Genomic DNA, 21,739 nt, shown 5'->3' with positions numbered 1-21,739 from the left:
CACTAAAAAAAGTAATCCGGATTGAACGGATCCCTTGGTGAAAAGCTTAGTAGGTAAACGTTATAGAGTTTACCTATAAATGCAGTATCAACTACTAAACATCCAGGAGTTTAGGTTATAGGTACATTCAACGATAGATGAATTCAATAGTTTAAAATTATAGTAAACCTAAACTATAAACTTCACTAAACTTATACAAAAAAATACTTGTAAATCTTTTATTTTAGCAATTCAAAAAGCTAAAATATAACCAAGTTACAGGATTAGCTATTAGCAGAAAATTATCTATTCAGATAATAATCCATAAAAACATTGCTATAGTGTTTAAAGACTAGAAACTTAAATCAGGGTGCTTTGCTAAATAGTCAAGTAATAACTTAGAGTTAGATTCAACTATATCGGAGTAATTATGAGCTTAGATCCCCAAGAATTTATGACCAAGATGGAAAAGCGTGTCAAGTTGACCAGTGAAGACAAAGCGCTTCTGAAATCACACGCAGATTGGGGAAAAGAAATTGCTTCTGAAATGGCAGACCATTTCTATACTTACTTAGGTAATGATGAAGAAATGGATGCCATTATGAAAGAGAAAGAAGGTCGTATGGAGCGCCTACGGGTAACCTTTGTGCAATGGTTTTACGAAATGTTCACTGGTATGGATGACTGGGGACAAGCCTATGCTGAACGTCGTTGGCGTATAGGTTTGGTACATGTGAAAATTGGTATCGGTCCTCAACATGTCGTCCCAGCAATGGCAATTGTAGTACAGGCATTTACTAACCGGATAAAAACTGATAGTAAAGATGAAGCCTTGCGGGATGCTCTCAGTCGGATCTGCATGATTGATTTAGCCTTCATTGAGCAAGCCTATGTAGAAGTGAGTTCGGCAGCGGTTCTCAGAGAAACTGGCTGGACAGAGGGTCTATTTAGACGTCTGATTAGTACTGGCGCTAGCTCTATGTAACTAGAGCAATCCTAAATCATTTCTGAACAATACCTCTGAATAAAATAGTTCTGACTCGGAGAATTATGATTCCTGAGTAAGAGCTGTGACTGTTCACTTTTCCGATAGGATTGCTAGATTACGTGTCGTTTTTGTTGGAAACTAAATCAATAGTCTATAAGTTCTGGCAAATTGGCACTACTCCTACTTAACTATCAGCTATCAGTTTCGAGGAACACAAACTAATCGAATTACACATTCTGCAATTGGAGTAAGGGAACAATGGCGATCAATTCTCAAAAATTGGGGTATATCCTGCATAATTTTGTGACATCCACTGCTGATATTCAAGGAGCAGCTGTAGTCACAACCGATGGTTTACCGTTAGCATCTAGTCTGCCTGGAGAAATGGATGAAGAACGGGTTTCAGCCATGTCTGCGGCTATGCTCTCCTTGGGTGAGCGAATTGGCTCAGAACTGGCTAGAGGAGACATCGACCGAATCTATGTTGAGGGTAAAGAGGGATTTAGCGTTTTGACCAGTTGTGGTGAAGAAGCGGTATTTCTGGTTCTAGCTAGTAAAGCAGCTAAGCAGGGAGTATTGATGTTAGAAATTAAACGAACTCTGGCTGAATTAAAACCAATGTTGCTATAGTAAATTTGTGGAAATTACTCTACTAATACCTTTAGTTTATATAGAGTTGTTCGCAGTTATGAGGTACGCTTTTCAACCTCAAATTCCCCCTTATTAAGGGGTATTTAGGGAGATTAATTTGTACCTTATGGGATATATAATTGCTATAAAAGGGATAAATTATAGTAATTGATAGTCATTATTAATGGCTTATAGATAATGGGTAATGGGTAATTAATAGACTAGTATTAATTACCCATTACCCATTACAAATGGTAAATTTTTTTGTTAAATTGTTGTTCGGATTCTGGATTATTGGTATAACGTCAGTGGCTGTGTGAAATTCAATGTAAGGTATTTTGTGTTCAAGGTTGACCACTATAGCGCTATGCGCAAGGGCAAAAGGCAAAAGGCAAAAGGCAAGAGTTTACCATAACAGCTTTTCAGCTTTTATAAATGTCCTAAGCGTAGTGCTATAACAGTTAACCATCAACCATCAACCATTAACCGTCAATAAATTACCTTGATTCACCCCAACCTACTGGCACAGTTGATAACCTGTAGTATTTGCTAGGGAAGCATAACCCAATGGACAATATACGGATTGTAGTAACGGGAACAATAGGGGCTGGCAAATCTACCTTTGTCAGAACATTCAGCGAAGGTGCGGTTATTGAAACAGAACGAACGGCTACGGATGCCACATCATTGTTTAAGAAAAAAACGACCGTTGCCTTAGACTTTGGTTTGCGTCCCTTAAATCGGAACTTGGATTTGCACCTGTATGGAACTCCTGGTCAAGCTCGCTTTGATTTTATGTGGGATATTTTGATTCGCCGAGCTCACGCCTATATTTTATTGATGGCAGCTAATCGAACCAGTGATTTTGCTAGTGCTCGTCAGATTTTATCGTTTATGCAGGAGCGGGTCACTATTCCAATGATTATTGGTCTGACTCATACTGATGTTGCAGGGGCATGGACTCCAGAGGAAATTATGATGCGCATGGCATACATCGGCGATCCTAATCAACCCCCCATTGTAGCTGTTAATCCCAATAATAAGACCTCAGTATTTGAAGCTGTAATGATTTTGATGGCTCAGATGCTTTGCCAAGGGAGTTTTATTGAAGGTGCTAGGAAAGAAAAAGTAAGTCAGGCAGCTCCGCTACCTGTTAAGAACCAATATCATTGGCCGAAGCCTCAGTTTTTATCAGGGGGTTAGTCAGCGAGTAAGCATTGAGCTAAAGGCCTTGGCCTCTGGCCACGCTACTTGAGGTGCTAATGCGCTACAGATGGTGCTACTTGAAGTGCTATCAGGTAATAGGCTACGCACACGCTACGCGAACAGCGATCCAGGAGTTCAATGAACTAGTTGAATTGGATCGCTGAATTTTCTTTTAAAAGCAATTATAATAGATCTAAATTCAGCAACTAAACCAGTAACTAGATTAAGCTTTGATAAAAAAGACTTGGATAAGACGCAATTAACACCAAGTTAGAACCAAGGGATTACTTTGCCTGGGAGTGGATTGACCTTGATGAAGCTAAACAGCTCATGGATGGGGTGAGCAAGGATGAATCCATGGCTGCTGACGATCTAGCGTCTTATGATCTTGATAAGTTACATTTCCATCATCGGCTAATAACTCTATTCCGTCATTGGTCTACCACCCAGCAAGCTTCATGAATTCAAAACTTGAGCTATTTGTAGATTGCGACTGGACCATTCGCCAGCCAAGTGGTCAAGGTAGATTTATTGACTACCCTGACCAGCAAAAAGTTATTGAAGGAGCTGATAAAGCTCTGCAATGTTTTAAAAATAAGGGTTATATCATTCTTGGGGTGACCAATCAGGCTGGAGTTGCAGCCCGACATAAAACCCTGAAGAATTGTATTAAAGAACAACAGAAAACTCTTAAATTGCTTCCCCAGCTCAAAGGAATTATTTTTTGTCCTGACTATGGGACAACCTGTTATTATTGCGAGCGGCACTACTTTTCTGAAGTAACCAGTAAAGCATACGCTGGAGAATACCGAAAACCAAAGCCGGGAATGATTTTGCAGTTTAAAACGAACGGCTCTTCAGCTTTGATGGTTGGCGATTGACCTTCGGTCACGCTTTCGGCAAAGCCGACGCTGCGCGAACGCGAACGGTCACGCTTCGCGATGAAGCGAAGCTTCCGCTAAAAGCGAACGCAACGAAGATGCTGAGGCAGCCGTTGCAGCTGGAATTCCGTTTATGTGGACATTGGATTGGCTAGCCAAATATGGAAGCTGACAGAGGTCTATTGAGAAACTCACCATAGGGAAAGCGTTCGCGTAGCGTGGCCATAGGCCAATCGCATCTGTTTCGGGTTGCCAGTTACTCTCCCGCCACTTGTAGAATATCCGCGTAGAGGTGAGGGCTGATTAGGATTGATAGAAAAAGGAAACTTGGGAACAGGGAACATCGAACAGTAGGAAAGAGAACCGAAGAGTTTTTGATGTTATGAGAAAGCGATGCAGCAATATTGTTCATGACCTATTTGTAAATGACCGATTTTTAAATGGTATCCTTATGAGGTACAGTCAATTATATTAGCCCTACTCCCTACTCCCTACTCCCTACTCCCTACTCCCTACTCCCTACTCCCTAAAACCCAGGACGTTTTACCTAACCCAATTTAAAACTGCTATATGAATCCAACTATTTCTACTATTCCAATTCAGCAACTAACCTCAGGCGATCGCATTTCGCTCCAAGTCTATAAATTCGTTGGCTCCCAACCAGGAAAGAAGGCATATTTACAAGGCAATCTCCATGGTTGTGAAATTGTTGGTAATGCGGTCATTCACCAGTTGATTGACTTTTTGAGCACTCTGGATGACACTCAGCTGATTGGGGAAATCTGGCTGGTTCCTGTTTGTAATCCAGCTAGTACTAATCAGCGTAGTCATTTCTTTGCCACAGGAGGATTCAATCCTTACGATGGTCAAGACTGGAATCGGATTTTTTGGGACTATGAAAAGGAGTGTGATGATTTAGAGGATTTCGCCCAATCTCAACTTAATTTTAACCCTGATGAAATCAGAAATAACTATTTAGCACGGATCCAGTCTAGCTTGAAACAACACTTAGAAGACTGCTACTCCCCGAGGGGATTACCGTTTCGTCACATTTATCGCTATCAACTGCAATCTTTATGTATAGATGCTAACTATGTAATTGATATCCATAGTTCTACTAATCAAGGACTTGATTTCTTGTATGGCTTCTACTCTCGAGAAGAAAGCGCCAAAGACTTTCTTCTCGATTATGGAATTGTGATGCATGAGGATGAGTATGATGGTGATGCTTTCGATGAGGCATTTATTAAGCCTTGGCAAGGGTTAGAGAAAGCTTTGGCTAAGTTAGGCAGAACGCTTCAGTTTGATATTGAATCATGGACCCTAGAATTGGGCTCTGGGATGCAAATGAATCCAGAGTCGGTTAAAAGAGGAGTATACGGGATCAAAAACTATTTGTCGAAAAAAGGTATATTACAATTGCCTGATTTTCCGATAACTGATCCAGACTCTTACCACATGCAATTAGCGTCTAAAGATAACATCGAGAGATACTATGCTCCGGCTGGAGGAATGATTCAATCGAGAGTTGAGTTAGGGAGTGTTGTCAAAGTAGAAGATAGACTTTATCAGCTACTGAGCTTTAATAAAGAAGGAAATCTCCCGAATGTAATTGATATCAAGGCAGAAACAGATGGTTTAGTTTTTGATGTTTCAACAAATTATAGTGCGAATCAAGGGGAATATGTGCTATCAATAAGGCAATTTTATAATTAGGTAGGGGTAGGAAAAATTAATTAAAACTTGGATTGTAATTAGGACTTGGATTGCTCAACATCTTGGCGTTAATGTGACCAACTTACTGACTTTCTAAAGCCAACTATCTTGTCCTTCTGGGGCATCTGAATTCAACCAACTGGCATCTAAATAATTAATTCGAGCAAAAGGACTTAAGGCTGATAGCACATGACGTCCATAACTGCGGCGGTTTACACGATTATCTAAGATGGCAACACAGCCTTGAGTAGCTCTTACTGGTGCCACTGCTCGTTGTAATTCTCTTAATGCTGTTGGTAACAAATATAAACGAAACCAATCCTGACGTTGCTGCTTGTAGTAAGCGACTCGACCAGCAACTAATGGATTTTCTAAAGAGGGAATTGGTAAGGTAGCAATCATCAACAGTTGGGGAGAGGGGATTTGAGCTTGATACCTATGCCAAAATTCCCAGCCACAAATCAAAATACCTCTGTTACTGAGACTGGTGGTTTCTACCTGCACCCGGGAACCAAATTCTGCTGCTAAGACTGCCCCTAACTGGGCTTTGAGGGGGACATCTCCAACTAAAATAACTACTGGTCTGGTGATGTCAGGACTTAGGTTTAGTAGGGTGCGAATTTCTTGAGTCAGAGCGTTTTGAAATCGCTCTGTATTGGGCATGGGTAGACGATCGGGCAAATACAGTTGAATCTGTCGGTGAGGGGAAAACTTCAAACAGGTTAACTCCCCTAATCCGAGCTGCTGACGGTACACAGAGGCACTTTTCTCTAAATCTAGAGCCCCACCGATTAGCACTACTGGCTGTCTCGACCAAATGGGATTTAAGGCTGTAGCCACTTCTACTGGTGCGCTATATAAGGAAAACTGACCTTGCGATCGCGCAACGGTTGCCCACATTAGCTGACCTGACTGCTGCCAGAAGTGGCAAAACTTTTCCCAGGGTTTCAGCAAATAGAGAGATTCTGCTTCACTGCTGAGGGAACTTAGTCGATCAAATAGCTGTTCCAAGCCATCTTGCTGATCTGCTTCAATCAAGTAGCACTCATAGGGGTTAGCAGGGCGCTGAAATAAGGCTTTGGTTAGCCTGACCCGCACATCTCGAATCAAATCAGCCTGTTGTGGATGGGCTTGCATCAGTGCGTCCCAGTCTTGGGGCTGGATGCAGCCTTTAAGCTGGTTACTAGTCCAAGATTCTAGGTCATCCACACCATCAATCACAGTAGGGATGTGATTAGGAAACCAGCCCTTGTTCTTCAAGCGGTCTGTTAGCCACGATTCTGGTGAGGTAATCAACAGTCCTTGGAACGGTTGATCGGGAAACCTATCACTGGTATGAATTACCTTATCGGTACCAAACCACTGTTGTAAAAGGGGAATTTCCTTTTGCAGCAACCATTCTTGTATCCATAAGGGTGCCACTACGATCACAGGTCCAGACCAAACCAGGGCTGGTGCCAGGTAACTCAGGCGATAGGAAGACTGTAGAGAGGTTTCCTGCAAGGGTTCTAAACCGGTCTGAATCAAAGCAGAACGCCCTAACCGCAAGGCTCGTGCCACTAGCCTCGCCATAGTCAATTGGTGAGGCCAATTGGGTTGACCCTGCGATCGCAGAAAATCTCGTAACGAGGAATGAACTTTGACTTCAATCAAACTAGCATTCAACGGCTTTGCCTCGTTAAACTGAGCAATGAGCACTTATACTGTGATCTTAAATCATGTATTGGGCAAAAATCGTGAAAGACTAGATGAGCATATATGGGATTAGGCTGCATCGAAGCCAGAGGTAGTAGCTCAGTATTTTCCTAATTTCCCAGTAACTATTGACATCACCCTATTACCCTTGCTAGGGTAGTACCAGTAAAAAGAAATTGCCAAATTTTTCATGGCTTAGCCGCAAAGAGACATGTTCAGCCCCAGCTATTACTTTTATTTTTGGTTTAGGGAGGTTCACCGGAGGTGACGATAGTTCCATATGGAACCCCCCGGTGGACCGCAGCAATATAATCTGCGGTCCTTTGTTTTTTTAGGCAAAGCAGCGACAGGAGCAAGACATGACCACCTACCTTTACAGCTTTTACAGCTTTTACTTTTTTTGGCCCAGAAATCGTTCCGGGTAGTAATGGTCGTGCCAACCTTTCACAGCAACCCGGAACCTTCAAGGAACCGGGTTTTTTTTATGTCCATATCTGTAACTAAATCTCTAACTAAATCTCTAACTAAGGAGTCCGAAACCCATGTTGAACGCTAAATTAGCACTAGCTACTAACCCCAATCACCAAACCATCGTTAGACTCTCAGAACAAGTTGTCTTCGGTGGCTCAGAACTGGTGATTATTGGTGGTCCATGTACCGTCGAAAGTCACGCCCAGATGGAAACAGTGGCTACTAAACTCAAAGCTGCCCCGGTACAAGCGTTGCGGGGAGGTGCCTTCAAACCGCGCACCTCCCCGTACTCTTTCCAAGGGCTAGGACTAGCAGGACTAGAAATTTTGTCTGATATCCGCAGGCGTCACCAAATCCCAGTAGTGACGGAGGTGATGTCGATTGGCCAAATTGAATCTATTGCTACCCACGCTGATCTGCTTCAGGTAGGTAGTCGCAATATGCAAAACTTTGACTTACTCAAAGCCTTGGGTAAGCAAGACTTGCCGATACTGCTAAAGCGGGGACTAGCTGCTACTGTTGAGGAATTCGTCATGGCAGCGGAATATATCCTCAGTCACGGTAACTCTCAGGTGGTGTTGTGTGAACGAGGTATCCGCAGTTTCGATAACTATACCCGCAATATCTTAGATTTAGGAGCAGTAGTAGCACTCAAGCAGTTGACTCACTTGCCAGTGATTGTAGACCCTTCCCATGCTGTGGGTAAGCGGGAATTAGTGGCACCTCTGGCAAAAGCTGCAGTGGCAGCTGGTGCAGATGGACTGATTATTGAATGTCACCCGGAACCAGAAAAATCCGTTTCTGATGCTAGACAGGCGCTTTCTATCGAAGCAATGGTGGATTTAGTTCATAGCTTAAAGCCGGTGGCAGCAGCAGTGGGACGACAGATCGCAGAACCTGTCACTCTTCCCGAGTTAGCGATTGACCTTGGCCAAAAGGCCACGCTACGCGAACGGTCACGCTACGCGAACGCATCTTAATCTATAGCGCTACTTGAGCTGGAGTAGGGAACTTCGGACAAGGGAACAAGGAATGATTTAGGGTGGTCTTATAGCCCTGCATCGCTCTTTCCTACTGTTACCTGTTCCCTATTCCCTGTTCCCTATTCCCATCAATGGTAGTTTCACATCTTAAATGAAAATGCTAGATTAGCCATCAATCTCCTAGCATCTGCAATTTATATAGACTAGCGTACAATCCGTTTTGCCCTAACAATTCCTCATGGCTTCCCGACTCTACTAACTCTCCTCGCTTTAGTACCAGAATCCGGTCTACATTACGGATAGTGGACAGTCGGTGGGCAATAATAATTGCAGTCCGCTGTTCTAACAGCCGTTCCAAAGCTTCTTGAATCAGAGCCTCGGTAGCCACATCTAAACTAGCTGTTGCCTCATCCAGCACCAAGATTTGGGGGTTACGAATTGCAGCACGAGCAAAGGCTAACAATTGTTTTTGGCCAGCAGACAGATTAGTGCCTCGCTCTCGCAGCTGGGTATCGTAGCTTTGGGGCAGTTTTTCGATAAAACTAGCCACGTTAGTCACCTCCGCTGAGGTTTTAATTTCCTCAATGGAGTAGGTTTCTCCTAAGGAAATATTACTCTTAACATCACCAGCAAAAAGAAATCCCTCCTGAAGGATGACCCCGATGTGGCGTCGTAGTTCTGCTTGGGGTAAATCCCGAATATCAATCCCATCTACGAGAATTCGCCCTTGGCTTGGTTCATAGAGGCGGCACAGCAACCGAATAATGGAACTTTTACCTGCACCGGTTGGACCAACTAAAGCAACTTTTTCCCCTGGATGAATGGTAAAGTGCAAGTCTTTGAGAACATATTCATCTTCCTTGTAAGCAAACCAAACATGTTCAAAGCAAATCTCTCCGTTTAGGGTTGACGGTTTAAGGTTCAAGGGTTGTTCAGTATAACCATTGCCGAAGGATAAGTTAGAAGAGTGATGGGCTAGATCACCATTCAAGCTGCTTGGAGGCTTTATCGGTAAATCTCCAGATTGTTTCCGGTCTTGTTTGCCTTCCTCAAGCTCTGGAGAACCTACCACCTGCAACCGTCTGACCTGCAACCCTTCGGGGTCACGAATTTCAATGGTTTCATTCATAATGTCACTGATGCGCTCAATGGCAGTGAAACCAGCTTGAAGCATAGTGAATTTTTCTGAAAACCGACGCAAGGGGTCAAATAGCCGCTGAGCATAGAGGATAAAGGCCGATAAATCACCAAAACTCAGGTGATCTTTGAGGATAAAATGACCACCGCTCCACAATACTGCTGCGATCGCTACCAGGGAAATCCACTCTAGGGTTGCTGAAATCGCTGAATCGTGAAAGATGGTTTTGTCTACTTCAGTGATGTATTTTTGGTTAACCGTGCGAAACATCTCGGCATTGTATTGTTCACGGCGAAACAGTTGCACAATATTAATGCCAGAGATGTTTTCTTGCAGCATGGCGTTTAGGGAGGAAAGTTCTTCCCTAGATTTGTAGTTAGCTTTGCGATATTGTTTCTGAAAGTAAATAATAATAGCAGTCACTGGCAAGAGCATTACCACTAAGATCGATGCCAGTTGCCATTGCACCAAAAACATGGTAGCAGCAATGACTATCATGGATAGTAAATCACCCACGATGCCAATGGCACCGGTGGAAAAGACATCGCCTAGGGCTTCCACATCGCTAGTGAGCCTGGTAATCAATTTCCCCACTGGTGTGCGGTCAAAAAATCGCACGGCTAGGGAGGTGACGTGCTCAAATAGGTCTTCCCGGATAGCAGCAGTGATTCGTTGACCTATCTTCACCACCACGAATCCCTGAATCCCAACAAAGACTAACCGGATTAGTATGGTTAATAGTAGTATAGTGATCAGAATATTGAGGCTCTGTGATAGGGAGCGCTCTAATAGGAAAGACCAAGTTCGCTCTTCTTGACGAATTAAAGAGATTACCTGCCCAACAATTAAGGGTTGAATGGCACTTGCTACGGACAGGGGTATCAATAAAGTAATTGCAATAAATAGCGGGCCTTTGCTGCGACGGGCGTAGGGGACTAGGCGTAGGAAAAGTCTCCAGTCGTTCTCTTGGGTTCGCTGAGGGTGGCCTTCGGTCAATCGCATTTTTGGAGCTGCCTGTTTACCTGGTGATCTGCTGGTCATCTAACACTAGGGGTGTTAATTTGCTGAACAATTTAGTAGAACAAATAAAATTGAGAGTGGTTTTAGCTAACCACGAAGACCCAAAGAACGGGAAGGACGATCGAGGGTTAAACGATAGGAGGATTCTCTCGATTGCTCAATTCTGAGGGTGGGCGATCGCTACTCCAAGCCCACCATACATAGCCACACTTACATTGATAAAACTCTTGCCACTTCCGGCGGTGGTCTTCACCCATCACTGGTGAGGAGCGATTAATCCAAACCTTCTCAGCTTCTAGAACAGATGCTCGACAACTAGGACAACAGAATTCCAAGGCATGGGTGGCTGATTTGGTCCACTGAGGCGGTAAGGGGGCAAAAGCATCCATATATATAGCAATCCTCTGGGGGTCTCGGGGGGTAATAGTTAGCAATAGTTACGTTAATTTGGGATTCTTTATTTCCCTGAGACTATTTTAGGGGTTCTACCATCTAGAAATTGCCCTGAATAGTATATTGTTATAGCTGCTAGCTTGACCCAGTAACTCTGCCATAGAATCTGATCGTGCTAGTTCATGGCTAAATTGCCTAATTGGAAACACAAGGGCCCATGTCTCATCCCTTATATCTCAATCTTATTTCCTTCTGTGGTATTTTTGCCCTATGTTTCATTGCTTGGCTCAGTTCAGAGCATCGCCGCGTAATTCCTTGGAAAGTGATCATTTTCGGCATTGGTTTACAACTGGTCATGGGACTGTTAATATTCCTGTTTGCCCCCACCCGCCAATTCATCCTCGGTTTGAATGACGCTCTCAATGCTATCTTGGATGCGTCAGAAGCAGGAGCTAGGTTTATGCTCGGTGGTGGTAATTCTGCCTTTGTTCCTGATCCAGAATTGATGGTTGGTCCTGGTCCAGCGGGACGCTGGATTTACCGAGCAGTGGGAACTCCTTACGTTTCTGTCCCAGGGGATCGCCTCACTCCAGATAATCTGAATTTCGGCTTTATTTTTGCCTTCCGCTCCCTACCCCAGGTGGTTTTCTTTTCCGCTTTGATTGCTCTGTTGTATAGACTGCATGTGATCCAGCCAGTGGTTCAGGTCTTTGCCAAACTATTCCGGGCAACTATGAGTATTAGTGGTGCTGAATCCCTATCAGGAGCAGCAAATATTTTTGTAGGGATTGAATCAGCGATCGCAGTCAAGCCATTCTTAGCCGATATGACCCGCAGCGAACTGTGTGCTATCCTTACATGCTGCTTTGGTTCGATTGCTTCAACAGTATTGGCTCTCTATAGCAGTTTGTTGCGACCGACTTTCCCCACCATTACTGGTCACTTGATGTCCGCTTCTATCCTAACTATTCCCGCCTGCTTCGTGATGGCGAAACTGATTGTGCCAGAAACCGATGTGCCCAAAACCTTAGGGAAGGTACCAACAGAGGAACAAGACCCGAATCAGAAAAAACCTAGCCCCATCGATAGTTTAATTGTGGGAGCATGGGATGGAGTGAGGATGGCTGTGGGAATTGCCGCTGTAGTCATTGCTATCTTAGGCTTAGTGGCACTCGTCAATACTTTTTTTGCTTATTTGGCTAATTTGGCTGCTAGTGACAATCCCCTACTACAGCTAATCGGTAATATCTTTAGTGTGATTACCTTAGATAATATCTTTGGGGTACTATTTTTGCCCTTGACCTTTCTCACTGGTGTTTCCCTAGATTGGCAAGAACTGTGGCAAGCCTCTGTGCTGATCGGTCAACGGTTATTACAAACCGAGATTCCTTCCTATCTTAGGTTAGCCCAGCTATCAGCCCAGGGATTAATTAGCGATCGCGCTATTTTGATTATCAGCTATGTCCTCTGTGGCTTTGCTCATATTGCATCCTTTGGCATTTTTGTTGGTGGTTTAGCGAGTCTGGTTCCCGAACGTCGTGCTGACATTAGCGCCATTGGCTGGAAAGCTCTCTGGGCAGCAACTTTAGCTACATACATGACTGGCTGTATTGCTGGTGTGTTTGATTTTGGCAACCCAGCAATTTTGGGAAAATAGTCTGAAGTCAGCAAATGTGAAGTCTAAATTCTAAATTCTAAATTCTAAATTCTAAATTTTAAATTCTAAATTATACTTGGTGGTGCGTTACGGGGCGAACTATTGCAACGCTGGCTACGAAGTGGAAAATTAGGGCGAGCCCGCCCCTAACGCACCCTACATTCTGAAATGGGAAAAATTGTAATTGATATTTCATAATTTCTCCTGCATAATTCCATGAAACGTAACCAACTTTGGCTGATTGGTCTAACTCTGCTAACTACCCTATTACTAATAATTGGGGGGCGCACCCCAGGGTCTAAACCTGAGCAATTGACTATACCAATACAATCATTACCAGCTCAAGCTCAATTGTCTGCCCTAGCAGCGCCCACTACTGCTGATACCTCAGCCCATACTTTAAGACTTAATCAAGAACCTTATAAAGATCTCACAAAGCGCTTTCAGGTGGGTATACTGGAAGGATATAAGGTTAGTACCATAGGTGGTTTCCCCTTAATTGAAGCACCCGATGGTAACTTAGCCTACACGGTGCTTGTAGAACAAAGAGCGACAGATCGTCCATTAAGCAACGCTTCCCTAGCACAGATTGCTATTGAACAGTTTAGGCGGGGTGAAGGATTTCAAACCGGTAATTTTCAGCCAGTACCAGGAGGGGTGTCTCTTCCTTGGAGAGGTAGCTTAACCCTAGGTGGTCAGACTCAGCCAGTCAGTGGAGTGATCTTGGCGCGTCAGCTGGGTAAAAATGTGGTGGTGATGCTAATTTGCACCACAGAATCAGCTCAGGGAGACGTTAAAGATGCCATTGCACTTTTGGCTAATACTCTCAAACCTCTTTAAGGTCAATGGCATGCTCCTTACGCTTAAGGGAAGCTGGTAATTGTCCATCGTCTATGGTGCATTATTTTTTCTCCACCAAAGCTGCCTTTACTTACCAAATATAGGCAGTTTTCTGTGCTGCTCACTTCAAGTAACATCGGATTAATTACCTCCTTAGAAGGGGTTATTCCTTGAGGATTTATTAGTTATTAAAAAAAATAAACTAACCACTAATCAAGATAGGTTTTCCAAATGATATGTAAATATAATATGTCTTTTTTTATTGTCAAATAAAACTCCGGCTCTCTTTCCTAGGTTGCTTTTTTCCTCTTGTCTGCCAGGCAATTTCTGCAACAAGTGTGTTTACAATCCATATAAAACCCTATAACTAGCTTTAACAAAAATTACTGTATAGAGCATCAGAGTCAGTGTGACTTTATTTCTTTTTCAAAAAAGTATCAATAATCCGGATCTATTTAATTAATATTGTATTGATAATTATCCCTGATGCTATCTAGATTTTTTTTTTATCTTTTTCTAGGTAATTAATAGGTGATTTGAGCTTTAAATAATCTTCAGGTTTTTTATTGAATAGTTTATATTTTCGGTACTCTATTAGTAGCTATTATATTTAATTAAAATTAAGCCTTGATTATAGTAAAGATTTATAATAGATATTTGATAAGCTAATTATTCCATAATTAATCGGGATTTTTAATACAAAGTAATATCAAATATTTTCAATTAAAAATGTTTAAAATAATTTAATTAATTTCATGCGCTTATTGATAATTCAGTATGCTGGAGATTACCGTGAAGCCTTTGAACGCTTAGCTAACGGTGGACCTGAAACATACTATGCTCAGAAATATTCTGTAGATGCGGTAGCTGAAATTGGCAAACAAATTGGGGAAGTTGCAACTCTCTGTTGTATGACCGAAAAACCCTACAATCAGCTACTGGAAAAAGGAGTTCGTGCTATTGGTGCAGGGTTTGATGGAAAGATTAACGTTAAAAAGTTAATCCAATTGATTGAAGATTACCATCCCACTCATTTAGTTGTTCGCACACCCATTCGGGACGTTTTTCGTTGGGCAATTAACAATACTGTTCCAACCCTAGCCCTATTTGCTGAATCTATTCCCACCAGAAAGGTGCGTAACAAGTTTCGTAATTATTTACTAAGCCAATTATTAAATAATGATCGAATCCAATGGATTGGTAGTTATGGGATTGATTCCTCCCGAGTACTCCAGGAGATAGGAGTCCAATCTGACAAGATAATTCCTTGGACTTTTATTGTTACTGAAACCCCAGAATCCTTGTCACCAAAAACTCTACCAGCACAGGCTAAGCCCTGGCAACTGTTTTACATTGGGTCAATGATTGAAGCTAAAGGGGTTGGCGATATATTAGAATCTATCGCTAAATTAAAAGCTAATAAGTTTCCAATCAAATTGAAGATAGCTGGTAACGATAAAACAGGTTTCTTTGTCAATAAAGCTAAGCAGCTACAAATCGAAGACTGTGTAGAGTTTCTCGGAATAGTACCAAATAAGACCGTAGTTCCTCTGATGAGAGAATCTGATCTGGTATTAGTTCCTAGTCGCCACGAATTTCCAGAGGGTTTCCCACTGGCAATTACTCATGCCCTTTGCGCTCGAACTCCAATCATTGCTTCAGATCACCCGATGTTTATCAATAAACTAAAAGATGGCATCAGTGCGAAAATTTTCGAAGCTGGCAACTCTGTTGCTTTAGCAGAATCTATTCAAAAGCTGCTTTCAGATTCAGATCTTTACCATAATCTGTCTATAGCCTCTTACGAAACCTGGAAGAGTTTGCAGCTTCCAGTAAAATTTGCTGACCTAATTCAGCGATGGCTACATGACTCACCAGAAAATGAACAGTGGTTAATTGATCATCGCTTAAGTTCAGGGCGCTACAACTCAACATCTCCCTAATAATTTTTCATAATAATTATGATGACTAAAAAGAATAAGCCAGATAAAGAATTCCTAATCTATAGGATTTAAGGTGCATTTTAAAAATTGTTCGGATTAATACCAAGTATAAACTAATCATTACTAACTAAAAATGGAAGTTACTTTGTCAAAAATACCTTTTAATCGCCCTGTTACTGTTGGAACAGAATTTGAGTATATCCAACAGACCATCAAGAACATGGATCTTTCCGGTGATGGTGCTATTACCAAACAATGTCATGCTCTACTCGAAGAAATATTGTCAGTGCCGAAGGTTCTGCTAACCACTTCCTGCACCCATGCTCTGGAAATGGCGGCAGTACTATTAAATATCCAACCAGGGGATGAAGTCATTGTTCCCTCCTTCACCTTTGTCTCTACCATTAATGCCTTCGTCTTACGAGGTGCTCAACCTGTTTTTATCGACATCCGCCCGGATACCCTCAATTTAAACGAAGAGAAATTAGAATCACTGATTACCCCCCGCACCAAAGCCATTGTCCCTGTACATTACGCCGGTGTCGCGTGCGAGATGGATACTATTTTGGAGATTGCTGGGCGCTATGGTATACCAGTTGTTGAGGACAATGCTCATGGACTATTTGCTAAGTACAAAGGCAAGTATCTAGGTACATTTGGTTGTCTAGCTACCCAGAGTTTTCACGAGACTAAAAACTTTACTTGTGGAGAAGGTGGCGCACTCTTGATCAACGACCCCCAGTATATCGAACGTGCTGAGATTATCCGCGAGAAAGGAACTAATCGCACTCGCTTCTATCGCGGTCAAATTGATAAGTACACCTGGGTAGATATTGGTTCAAGTTATCTCCCCTCAGGCATACTCGCAGCTTTCTTGTATGCTCAACTAAAAAGTCGCCAACAGATTCAGAGCAAGCGACAGCAAATTTGGGAGTACTACTACGAAAATCTCAAGGATTGGGCACCGGAGTACGGTATCCGCTTGCCAATTGTGCCAGAGTACTGTGACCAGGCATACCATATGTTCTACATACTCTTACCGTCCCTAGAGAAGCGCCAAGCCTTGATTGCTCACTTGAAAGCTCAAGGCATCTACAGCGTTTTTCACTATCTGCCATTGCACTTGTCTGATATGGGACGAGAGTTTGGGGGCAAAGAAGGAGACTGCTTGGTGACTGAGGATGTAAGCGATCGCTTACTTCGTCTGCCCTTTTACAACGATATGACTGAGGCTGACCAAGCAAGGGTTGTGGCATCAATCAAGAAATTTTTCTGAACTCTAGCAGAACTCTAAGACATACATAACTGAGGTAAAACTCGGTAACAAACACTATAAATAGTAGGGTCCAGAGTGAGACCCTACAAGTATACTTCCTGCCTAAGTCCTGAAATAAATAGATAGGCAAAGGCGTTGCGTCAGTCAAATAATGAATAGCAGTAGAGTGGGCATCCTGCCCGCCCGAAAATAAGCATGAAACTGGCAAGATGCCAGTAAATAAGCATGAAACTGGCAAGATGCCAGTGTCTTGATGCAGTCGCTCATGGGGGAAACCCCCAAGACCGCGCTGCATCGCTTCCACGCAAGATGCCCATTCCACGGCAAGATGCCTATTCCACAGGTGCGACCCAAGGCCGCGAGCAATCCCTCGCGGCCTTGGAGGCGCGCACCTAAACACTCTTAAAATCATTCCATTATTAAGCAACGCCTAGGCCAAAATCAGCCCAGCTATCTAAATCTATACATCCAATACTCAAGCCTTCGCGAACGCTTACTTTGTCTTACCTTTGGTCAAGATTAATCAAGCAATTCACTAGGAAATTTATAATACTTAGGATCACAAAAAATAATTATAGGAGTAGTCAATGAGCCTATCAATTACTAAAAGCTATCTCGCTAATTCTGAAGAATGGGATGAAATTTGGCAACAATGCAATTATTCAACTTATTTTCATTCAAGAGAATGGGCGGAAATCTGGAATACCTATACTCAAGGAGAAATTCGCCCAAATCCTCTAATCATCCTATTCTCAGATCAAAAAAAAGCTTTAATTCCCCTTTCATATAAACTTGGAAATCAGAAATTTATCAAGAAATACTCATCCTCACCAGACGGAACCTTTGGAGGATGGATTTCTGTAGACCAACTTACCATTGACCATGCCATTTTAATCGTTAAATTTCTAGATACAAATTTTTGGGGTAAATTAAGTTGGCGAGTAAATCCTTACAATGAACTAGCTAGTAAAGCTGTAGCCCTAAGTTGTGTCAGTGAACAAGAGGAGGATACCACTCACGCCATTAACTTAGACGTGGGTTTTGAAACAATTTCCAAAACTTGGAAAAAGGGCGGTAGTTCTATGGCTCGAAAAGTCCGAAAAGCTATCAAGGAAGGAGTTTCAGTAACTACAGCATCTACCCTAGATCAATGGTGGGAATATTATCAAGTTTATCAAGATTCATTACGACGATGGGGAGATAATAGTCTTGGTAGCTATAGTTGGGAACTTTTTAAAACAATTTTTCAACTTAAGTCACCTAACGTTAAGCTTTGGCTAGCCCACTATCAAGACCAAATTATTAGCGGAGCACTATGCTTCTACGCCAAGAAACATGTGGTGTATTGGCATGGCTCATCTTTAGAAAAATACTTGAATCTAAGACCAGTTAACTTAGTTATGTATGAAATTGTCAAAGATTCTTGTGAACAAGGATATTCTTGGTTTGATTTTAATCCTAGTGGTGGATTGCCAGGAGTTATAGCATTTAAGAAAAGTTTTGGAGCCGAGCCTCTTGACTGTTATATGATCTATGTTGATCATAAGTTGAGGCGCATGGTCAAACCCCTAAAACCTTTAAAGAAAATCCTAATGCCGTATTACCCTAGAGCTAACTAGGCCAAAGGGTTTATTTTTTATATCTAAAAACCATGACATTAACCAGCTAAATCCTGGTAAATCAATAAATTATCAATTATTTGAATAATAGTCATGGTGCAACATCAAATCATAAACTAATAGTGAGCTATAATTTAAGCGGTACGTTTGATAGCAAGATTCAACCTTTGTAAAACCGATGATGCAGCCCTTGAAAGTTGGTTTTTTCTCTTCTCAGAATTATTTAGATAAAAATACTTTTTCTGGCACCCTTTATTATATGCATAGGTCTCTGGCATCAAGAGACCTTAAGTTGATTAATCTCGGCAATCCCAGAAAAGTATCCTATTGGCATAAGCTAGTCAAGCCTATCCAATTAATCGATTCATTTTTAGGTTTAAAGTCTTCTGATCACAATGAACAGCTCAATCGATTCATAATTAACGTTCAAAGACAGTTAAAGGAAACACCATGTGATTTACTTTTTGCCCCCGTTGCATCAGGAGAATTAAGTTTAATTGACACTAGTATTCCTATTATTTTTTTATCCGATGCTACTCCGAAGCTAATCAACAATGACTACTATCAAATTTATCGAAATATAGAAGAATTTGAACTAGGAGAAAAACATGAATTTGCTGTATTATCAAAATCTCATAAACTAGTTTATTCTTCAGAATGGGCTGCAAAATCTGCCATTAGCGACTATCAGGCAGATCCAGAGAAAGTTGAAGTAATTCCCTTTGGAGCAAATTTAGATGATATCCCGTCAGTATATCAACTATTTTCCAAGTGTAATGCTTCCCGTTGCCGTTTATTGTTTATTGGTAAAGATTGGCAGAGAAAAGGTGGAAATATTGCCTTTGAAACTCTGATGTCTCTGCTGAACATGGGAATTGACGCTGAGCTAGTTATGCTTGGTTGTGTGCCACCGGATGACATTAAGCATGAGCGGCTAAAGGTCATTCCTTTTTTGAATAAAAATAATCCTAAGCAACGAGAGGAACTTAATCAATTATTTTTGCAATCCCATTTTTTGATGTTTCCCACCCGTGCTGATTGTTCACCAATTGTGATTTGTGAGGCTAATGCATTTGGTCTCCCTGTAATCACAACTGATGTCGGAGGAATTCCGACAATTATTAAAGATGGGAAAAATGGTTATATGTTACCGTTATCTGCCTCAAGTGATCAGTATGCTAGTGTGATAGCAAATAACTTTGGTGATCGGGCAGTCTATGAACAATTAGTCAAGTCTTCTAGAGAGGAATACGATCAGTCTCTCAATTGGGATACATGGGCAGAACGTATACATCGTGTGATGATAAGCATGTTCAATTGATTCCTGTCGGATTTGTGAGATTTGGAATAAAATGAAGAGGGGAAAGAGGAGTAAAAATCTCCTCATCCCCTCTTTACCTTATCCCTCATTTCTAATTTACAAAGACTTAACTATGAGGGCAATGTTTCTGACCACACTCTAAGGCAGTAAGCATATTAACCGTTGACAAGCTCTTTTGCTAGCAATGGTAGTGGCTTACCTTCAAAGTATTCAGGAATTGGTGCACCCATCAATTCCAAAATTGTGGGGGGAAGATCAAGAGCATGACCGCCTCCGAAATCAACACCGGACGCAATATCTGGACCTGCGGCGATGATAAATCCCTCAGGGCGATGGCTGCCAGAACGATAATGGGGTACAGGACCAATACGTCCAACATCAGGACTTTCCACCACATCTGTGGCATACTCATCTTGCCAGACAAGTACCAAGTCGGCATCAGACAGCTTACAATTTCGCTCAGTGGGCGACTTCCGTGTCCTGATGATATCCTTGACCATCGGTACACCTTTTCGGGCATCTTTAAGAGCGTAAAGCTTTTGGATCAGTTCATCACAGAAGGCATCATACTCGGATTCCGGTACCAATCCTTGGGGTTCTCGTCCCTGAAGATTGATGCGGATATATCCTTCTGAAAAGCTTGGTAGGGCAAACGCTTTCATCTTGTGCCAGACCGGTGCATACCAAGCGGCTGGTTGGAAAGGTACTACATCGGTTTGCTTAGCTAGCCTGAATGGCGAGATTAGATCGGGTTCTTGAGAAGAATCTAACCATGGCTCGATTAGTTTGAAAAGCTTGGTGGGAGTTTCTCGTCTCAAAAACCTTTTAATGGGATTAGGATCGTACTTGGTACCCCACAGATGCCGCTCCCAATAGTTCCATTTCATTTTGGTAATTATCGGTTCAGGGGGTGTTCCCAACTCAGTACCATTAGCCAGGCCAAATTTGCCAGGGAAACTCAGGCGATATAGAAACTCAGGCAGGAAGGTCGTGCTGGGGGTATCCATGGTGTTAGGACCCATGCCATGAGCGGAGAAAATGACGACATGAGCATCCTTTGGTGCTTTGGCTAAAATCTTGCCGATTGCCCGATCAATGGCTTGAAAGCCTTCGAGCATTGGATCACCTGAAACACGGGAACTAAAATGCTCATACAGAGGATGCTCCGGTTGACTCAACTGCCAGAAATTGTGACCCAGTGCATGGGCTTCGCCAAACACTGTTAAAAACAAGTCCCAAGAACCTCGTTGCAAGAGATCTTGACAAATAGTAGCGCGACGGGAGATCCCTGTCTCAAGAACTTTCCGAAGTCGAAGTGTTCCTTTTAAATCAAGACACACTGCATAGTCTTTATGGAGTCCTGGATGTTCTCCATGTTTGTCAACCAGTTCTTGAAACAGTGAAGTCGGTAAAGACCCACTAGCTACTTGAGGAGAATGGGCTCCCCAAGCTAAAACCTGCGGACCATTTACCTTCTCAGAAAGCCGAGTTTGAGGCATGTCAAAAACTGCCACTCGATAATCTTCACCCAGGGCATAAAATGGAGGATACTCACTATAGTCATAGGCGGCCTTGGTGTAGCACTCATAGCTACCTTCTCGAAATCCCAAGGGAGACCAGTACCCAGTTGTGTGAGGCGAGCAGCCAGTCAAAAATGTTGTCCAAGGGGTTTCTGCACTAAACGCTTCAAAGTTTTTTAGGCGTCCATAGGTTCCCTGGTCGCGCAGACGACGCATAGTCTGGAGATGTCCCTGAGACATCCATTTCTCAAGGACAGAGGGCTCAGCTGCATCCAGTCCAATGGCAATAACGGGCTTGTTCATTTCTCTGAAAGTAAATGTTAATACTGGAGATGCAACCTGCAACTTAACCAGGGGCATTCGTGAATCTTGGCAAGTCTTAGAGTGACATTAAACTCGATTTGGTCTATGTTATACAACAGCTAAGTTTACCGTTATACCCCTGCTTTGATCTTTACCTATG

The 21,739-nt window shown here is 42.4% G+C and carries 18 protein-coding genes; 13 read left to right on the top strand and 5 right to left on the bottom strand.

Translation table 11 applies throughout. The annotated features are described in order from the left end of the window. Positions 1–409: 409 nt before the first annotated feature. The 4 genes from F6K46_RS09865 to F6K46_RS09850 all read left to right on the top strand — a co-directional run bounded on the left by F6K46_RS09865 (position 410) and on the right by F6K46_RS09850 (position 3,684). The gene (locus F6K46_RS09865; RefSeq protein WP_070394025.1) at positions 410–964 is read left to right on the top strand and encodes a protoglobin domain-containing protein; all 555 of its coding nucleotides are present in this window, start codon (positions 410–412) and stop codon (positions 962–964) included. Positions 965–1,225: 261 nt separating this feature from the next. Then, entirely contained in the window at positions 1,226–1,597 is a 372-nt protein-coding gene (locus tag F6K46_RS09860; protein ID WP_009149020.1) for a roadblock/LC7 domain-containing protein, read from the top strand. Positions 1,598–2,164: 567 nt separating this feature from the next. Continuing rightward, entirely contained in the window at positions 2,165–2,800 is a 636-nt protein-coding gene (locus F6K46_RS09855; RefSeq protein ID WP_293051963.1) for an ATP/GTP-binding protein, read from the top strand. A gap of 461 nt (positions 2,801–3,261) precedes the next feature. After that, positions 3,262–3,684 (top strand): polynucleotide kinase, encoded by a 423-nt coding sequence (locus F6K46_RS09850; RefSeq protein ID WP_293051965.1) that lies wholly within the window; start codon positions 3,262–3,264, stop codon positions 3,682–3,684. A 191-nt stretch (positions 3,685–3,875) separates the two neighbouring features. Here F6K46_RS09850 and F6K46_RS09845 read toward each other — a convergent pair whose 3' ends face one another. Further along, the gene (locus tag F6K46_RS09845) at positions 3,876–4,028 is read right to left on the bottom strand and encodes a hypothetical protein (protein WP_293051968.1); all 153 of its coding nucleotides are present in this window, start codon (positions 4,026–4,028) and stop codon (positions 3,876–3,878) included. Between the two features lie 226 nt (positions 4,029–4,254). On the opposite strand from F6K46_RS09845, the gene F6K46_RS09840 reads away from it, so the two are divergent. Continuing rightward, on the top strand, positions 4,255–5,400 hold the full coding sequence (locus tag F6K46_RS09840; RefSeq protein ID WP_293051971.1) for a succinylglutamate desuccinylase/aspartoacylase family protein: 1,146 nt from the start codon (positions 4,255–4,257) through the stop codon (positions 5,398–5,400). 93 nt (positions 5,401–5,493) lie between these two features. On the opposite strand, the gene F6K46_RS09835 is transcribed toward F6K46_RS09840, so the two are convergent. Continuing rightward, positions 5,494–7,098 carry a helicase C-terminal domain-containing protein gene (locus F6K46_RS09835; protein ID WP_366510653.1) on the bottom strand — a complete coding sequence of 535 codons (1,605 nt, stop codon included), beginning with the start codon at positions 7,096–7,098 and terminating at the stop codon, positions 5,494–5,496. Between the two features lie 539 nt (positions 7,099–7,637). Between F6K46_RS09835 and aroF the strand changes: the two genes are divergently transcribed. After that, positions 7,638–8,546 carry a 3-deoxy-7-phosphoheptulonate synthase gene (aroF, locus tag F6K46_RS09830; RefSeq protein ID WP_293051974.1) on the top strand — a complete coding sequence of 303 codons (909 nt, stop codon included), beginning with the start codon at positions 7,638–7,640 and terminating at the stop codon, positions 8,544–8,546. 175 nt (positions 8,547–8,721) lie between these two features. On the opposite strand, the gene F6K46_RS09825 is transcribed toward aroF, so the two are convergent. Both F6K46_RS09825 and F6K46_RS09820 read right to left on the bottom strand, forming a co-directional pair. Further along, positions 8,722–10,689, bottom strand: coding sequence for an ABC transporter ATP-binding protein (locus F6K46_RS09825; protein WP_293052213.1), 1,968 nt, complete (start codon positions 10,687–10,689; stop codon positions 8,722–8,724). 146 nt (positions 10,690–10,835) lie between these two features. Beyond that, positions 10,836–11,096 carry a hypothetical protein gene (locus F6K46_RS09820; RefSeq protein WP_070394031.1) on the bottom strand — a complete coding sequence of 87 codons (261 nt, stop codon included), beginning with the start codon at positions 11,094–11,096 and terminating at the stop codon, positions 10,836–10,838. 221 nt (positions 11,097–11,317) lie between these two features. Here F6K46_RS09820 and F6K46_RS09815 point away from each other — a divergent pair, with 221 nt between their 5' ends. The 7 genes from F6K46_RS09815 to F6K46_RS09785 all read left to right on the top strand — a co-directional run bounded on the left by F6K46_RS09815 (position 11,318) and on the right by F6K46_RS09785 (position 19,756). Then, positions 11,318–12,757 (top strand): nucleoside transporter C-terminal domain-containing protein, encoded by a 1,440-nt coding sequence (locus F6K46_RS09815; protein ID WP_293051977.1) that lies wholly within the window; start codon positions 11,318–11,320, stop codon positions 12,755–12,757. Between the two features lie 216 nt (positions 12,758–12,973). Beyond that, entirely contained in the window at positions 12,974–13,597 is a 624-nt protein-coding gene (locus F6K46_RS09810) for a hypothetical protein (RefSeq protein ID WP_075901532.1), read from the top strand. Between the two features lie 755 nt (positions 13,598–14,352). Further along, the gene (locus F6K46_RS09805) at positions 14,353–15,540 is read left to right on the top strand and encodes a glycosyltransferase (protein WP_075901534.1); all 1,188 of its coding nucleotides are present in this window, start codon (positions 14,353–14,355) and stop codon (positions 15,538–15,540) included. A gap of 133 nt (positions 15,541–15,673) precedes the next feature. Then, positions 15,674–16,816, top strand: a complete 1,143-nt coding sequence (gene rffA, locus F6K46_RS09800; protein ID WP_075901536.1) for a dTDP-4-amino-4,6-dideoxygalactose transaminase — start codon at positions 15,674–15,676, stop codon at positions 16,814–16,816. A 225-nt stretch (positions 16,817–17,041) separates the two neighbouring features. Next, positions 17,042–17,212 carry a hypothetical protein gene (locus F6K46_RS09795; protein ID WP_293051985.1) on the top strand — a complete coding sequence of 57 codons (171 nt, stop codon included), beginning with the start codon at positions 17,042–17,044 and terminating at the stop codon, positions 17,210–17,212. A 191-nt stretch (positions 17,213–17,403) separates the two neighbouring features. Then, a complete protein-coding gene (locus tag F6K46_RS09790; protein ID WP_293051988.1) occupies positions 17,404–18,435 on the top strand; it encodes a GNAT family N-acetyltransferase in 1,032 nt (343 codons plus the stop codon). Between the two features lie 178 nt (positions 18,436–18,613). Beyond that, the gene (locus tag F6K46_RS09785) at positions 18,614–19,756 is read left to right on the top strand and encodes a glycosyltransferase family 4 protein (RefSeq protein ID WP_229415389.1); all 1,143 of its coding nucleotides are present in this window, start codon (positions 18,614–18,616) and stop codon (positions 19,754–19,756) included. A gap of 155 nt (positions 19,757–19,911) precedes the next feature. Here F6K46_RS09785 and F6K46_RS09780 read toward each other — a convergent pair whose 3' ends face one another. Continuing rightward, positions 19,912–21,579 carry an alkaline phosphatase family protein gene (locus F6K46_RS09780; protein WP_075906314.1) on the bottom strand — a complete coding sequence of 556 codons (1,668 nt, stop codon included), beginning with the start codon at positions 21,577–21,579 and terminating at the stop codon, positions 19,912–19,914. Positions 21,580–21,739: the final 160 nt, after the last annotated feature.

It is taken from the genome of Moorena sp. SIO3E8, from assembly GCF_010692445.1.
GTDB lineage: Bacteria > Cyanobacteriota > Cyanobacteriia > Cyanobacteriales > Coleofasciculaceae > Moorena > Moorena bouillonii.
This window is presented reverse-complemented; position numbering and strand designations above follow the sequence as displayed.

Excerpts from the sequence above, each read along its gene's own strand:
- F6K46_RS09865 (WP_070394025.1), top strand. The coding sequence starts at position 410 with ATGAGCTTAGATCCCCAAGAATTTATGACCAAGATGGAAAAGCGTGTC.
- F6K46_RS09855 (WP_293051963.1), top strand. The coding sequence starts at position 2,165 with ATGGACAATATACGGATTGTAGTAACGGGAACAATAGGGGCTGGCAAA.
- F6K46_RS09815 (WP_293051977.1), top strand. The coding sequence starts at position 11,318 with ATGTCTCATCCCTTATATCTCAATCTTATTTCCTTCTGTGGTATTTTT.
- F6K46_RS09850 (WP_293051965.1), top strand. The coding sequence starts at position 3,262 with ATGAATTCAAAACTTGAGCTATTTGTAGATTGCGACTGGACCATTCGC.
- F6K46_RS09785 (WP_229415389.1), top strand. The coding sequence starts at position 18,614 with ATGATGCAGCCCTTGAAAGTTGGTTTTTTCTCTTCTCAGAATTATTTA.
- F6K46_RS09820 (WP_070394031.1), bottom strand. The coding sequence starts at position 11,096 with ATGGATGCTTTTGCCCCCTTACCGCCTCAGTGGACCAAATCAGCCACC.
- F6K46_RS09780 (WP_075906314.1), bottom strand. The coding sequence starts at position 21,579 with ATGAACAAGCCCGTTATTGCCATTGGACTGGATGCAGCTGAGCCCTCT.
- F6K46_RS09810 (WP_075901532.1), top strand. The coding sequence starts at position 12,974 with ATGAAACGTAACCAACTTTGGCTGATTGGTCTAACTCTGCTAACTACC.
- F6K46_RS09825 (WP_293052213.1), bottom strand. The coding sequence starts at position 10,689 with ATGCGATTGACCGAAGGCCACCCTCAGCGAACCCAAGAGAACGACTGG.
- F6K46_RS09845 (WP_293051968.1), bottom strand. The coding sequence starts at position 4,028 with ATGTTCCCTGTTCCCAAGTTTCCTTTTTCTATCAATCCTAATCAGCCC.
- aroF (WP_293051974.1), top strand. The coding sequence starts at position 7,638 with ATGTTGAACGCTAAATTAGCACTAGCTACTAACCCCAATCACCAAACC.
- F6K46_RS09840 (WP_293051971.1), top strand. The coding sequence starts at position 4,255 with ATGAATCCAACTATTTCTACTATTCCAATTCAGCAACTAACCTCAGGC.
- F6K46_RS09805 (WP_075901534.1), top strand. The coding sequence starts at position 14,353 with ATGCGCTTATTGATAATTCAGTATGCTGGAGATTACCGTGAAGCCTTT.
- F6K46_RS09860 (WP_009149020.1), top strand. The coding sequence starts at position 1,226 with ATGGCGATCAATTCTCAAAAATTGGGGTATATCCTGCATAATTTTGTG.
- F6K46_RS09795 (WP_293051985.1), top strand. The coding sequence starts at position 17,042 with ATGAAACTGGCAAGATGCCAGTGTCTTGATGCAGTCGCTCATGGGGGA.
- rffA (WP_075901536.1), top strand. The coding sequence starts at position 15,674 with ATGGAAGTTACTTTGTCAAAAATACCTTTTAATCGCCCTGTTACTGTT.
- F6K46_RS09790 (WP_293051988.1), top strand. The coding sequence starts at position 17,404 with ATGAGCCTATCAATTACTAAAAGCTATCTCGCTAATTCTGAAGAATGG.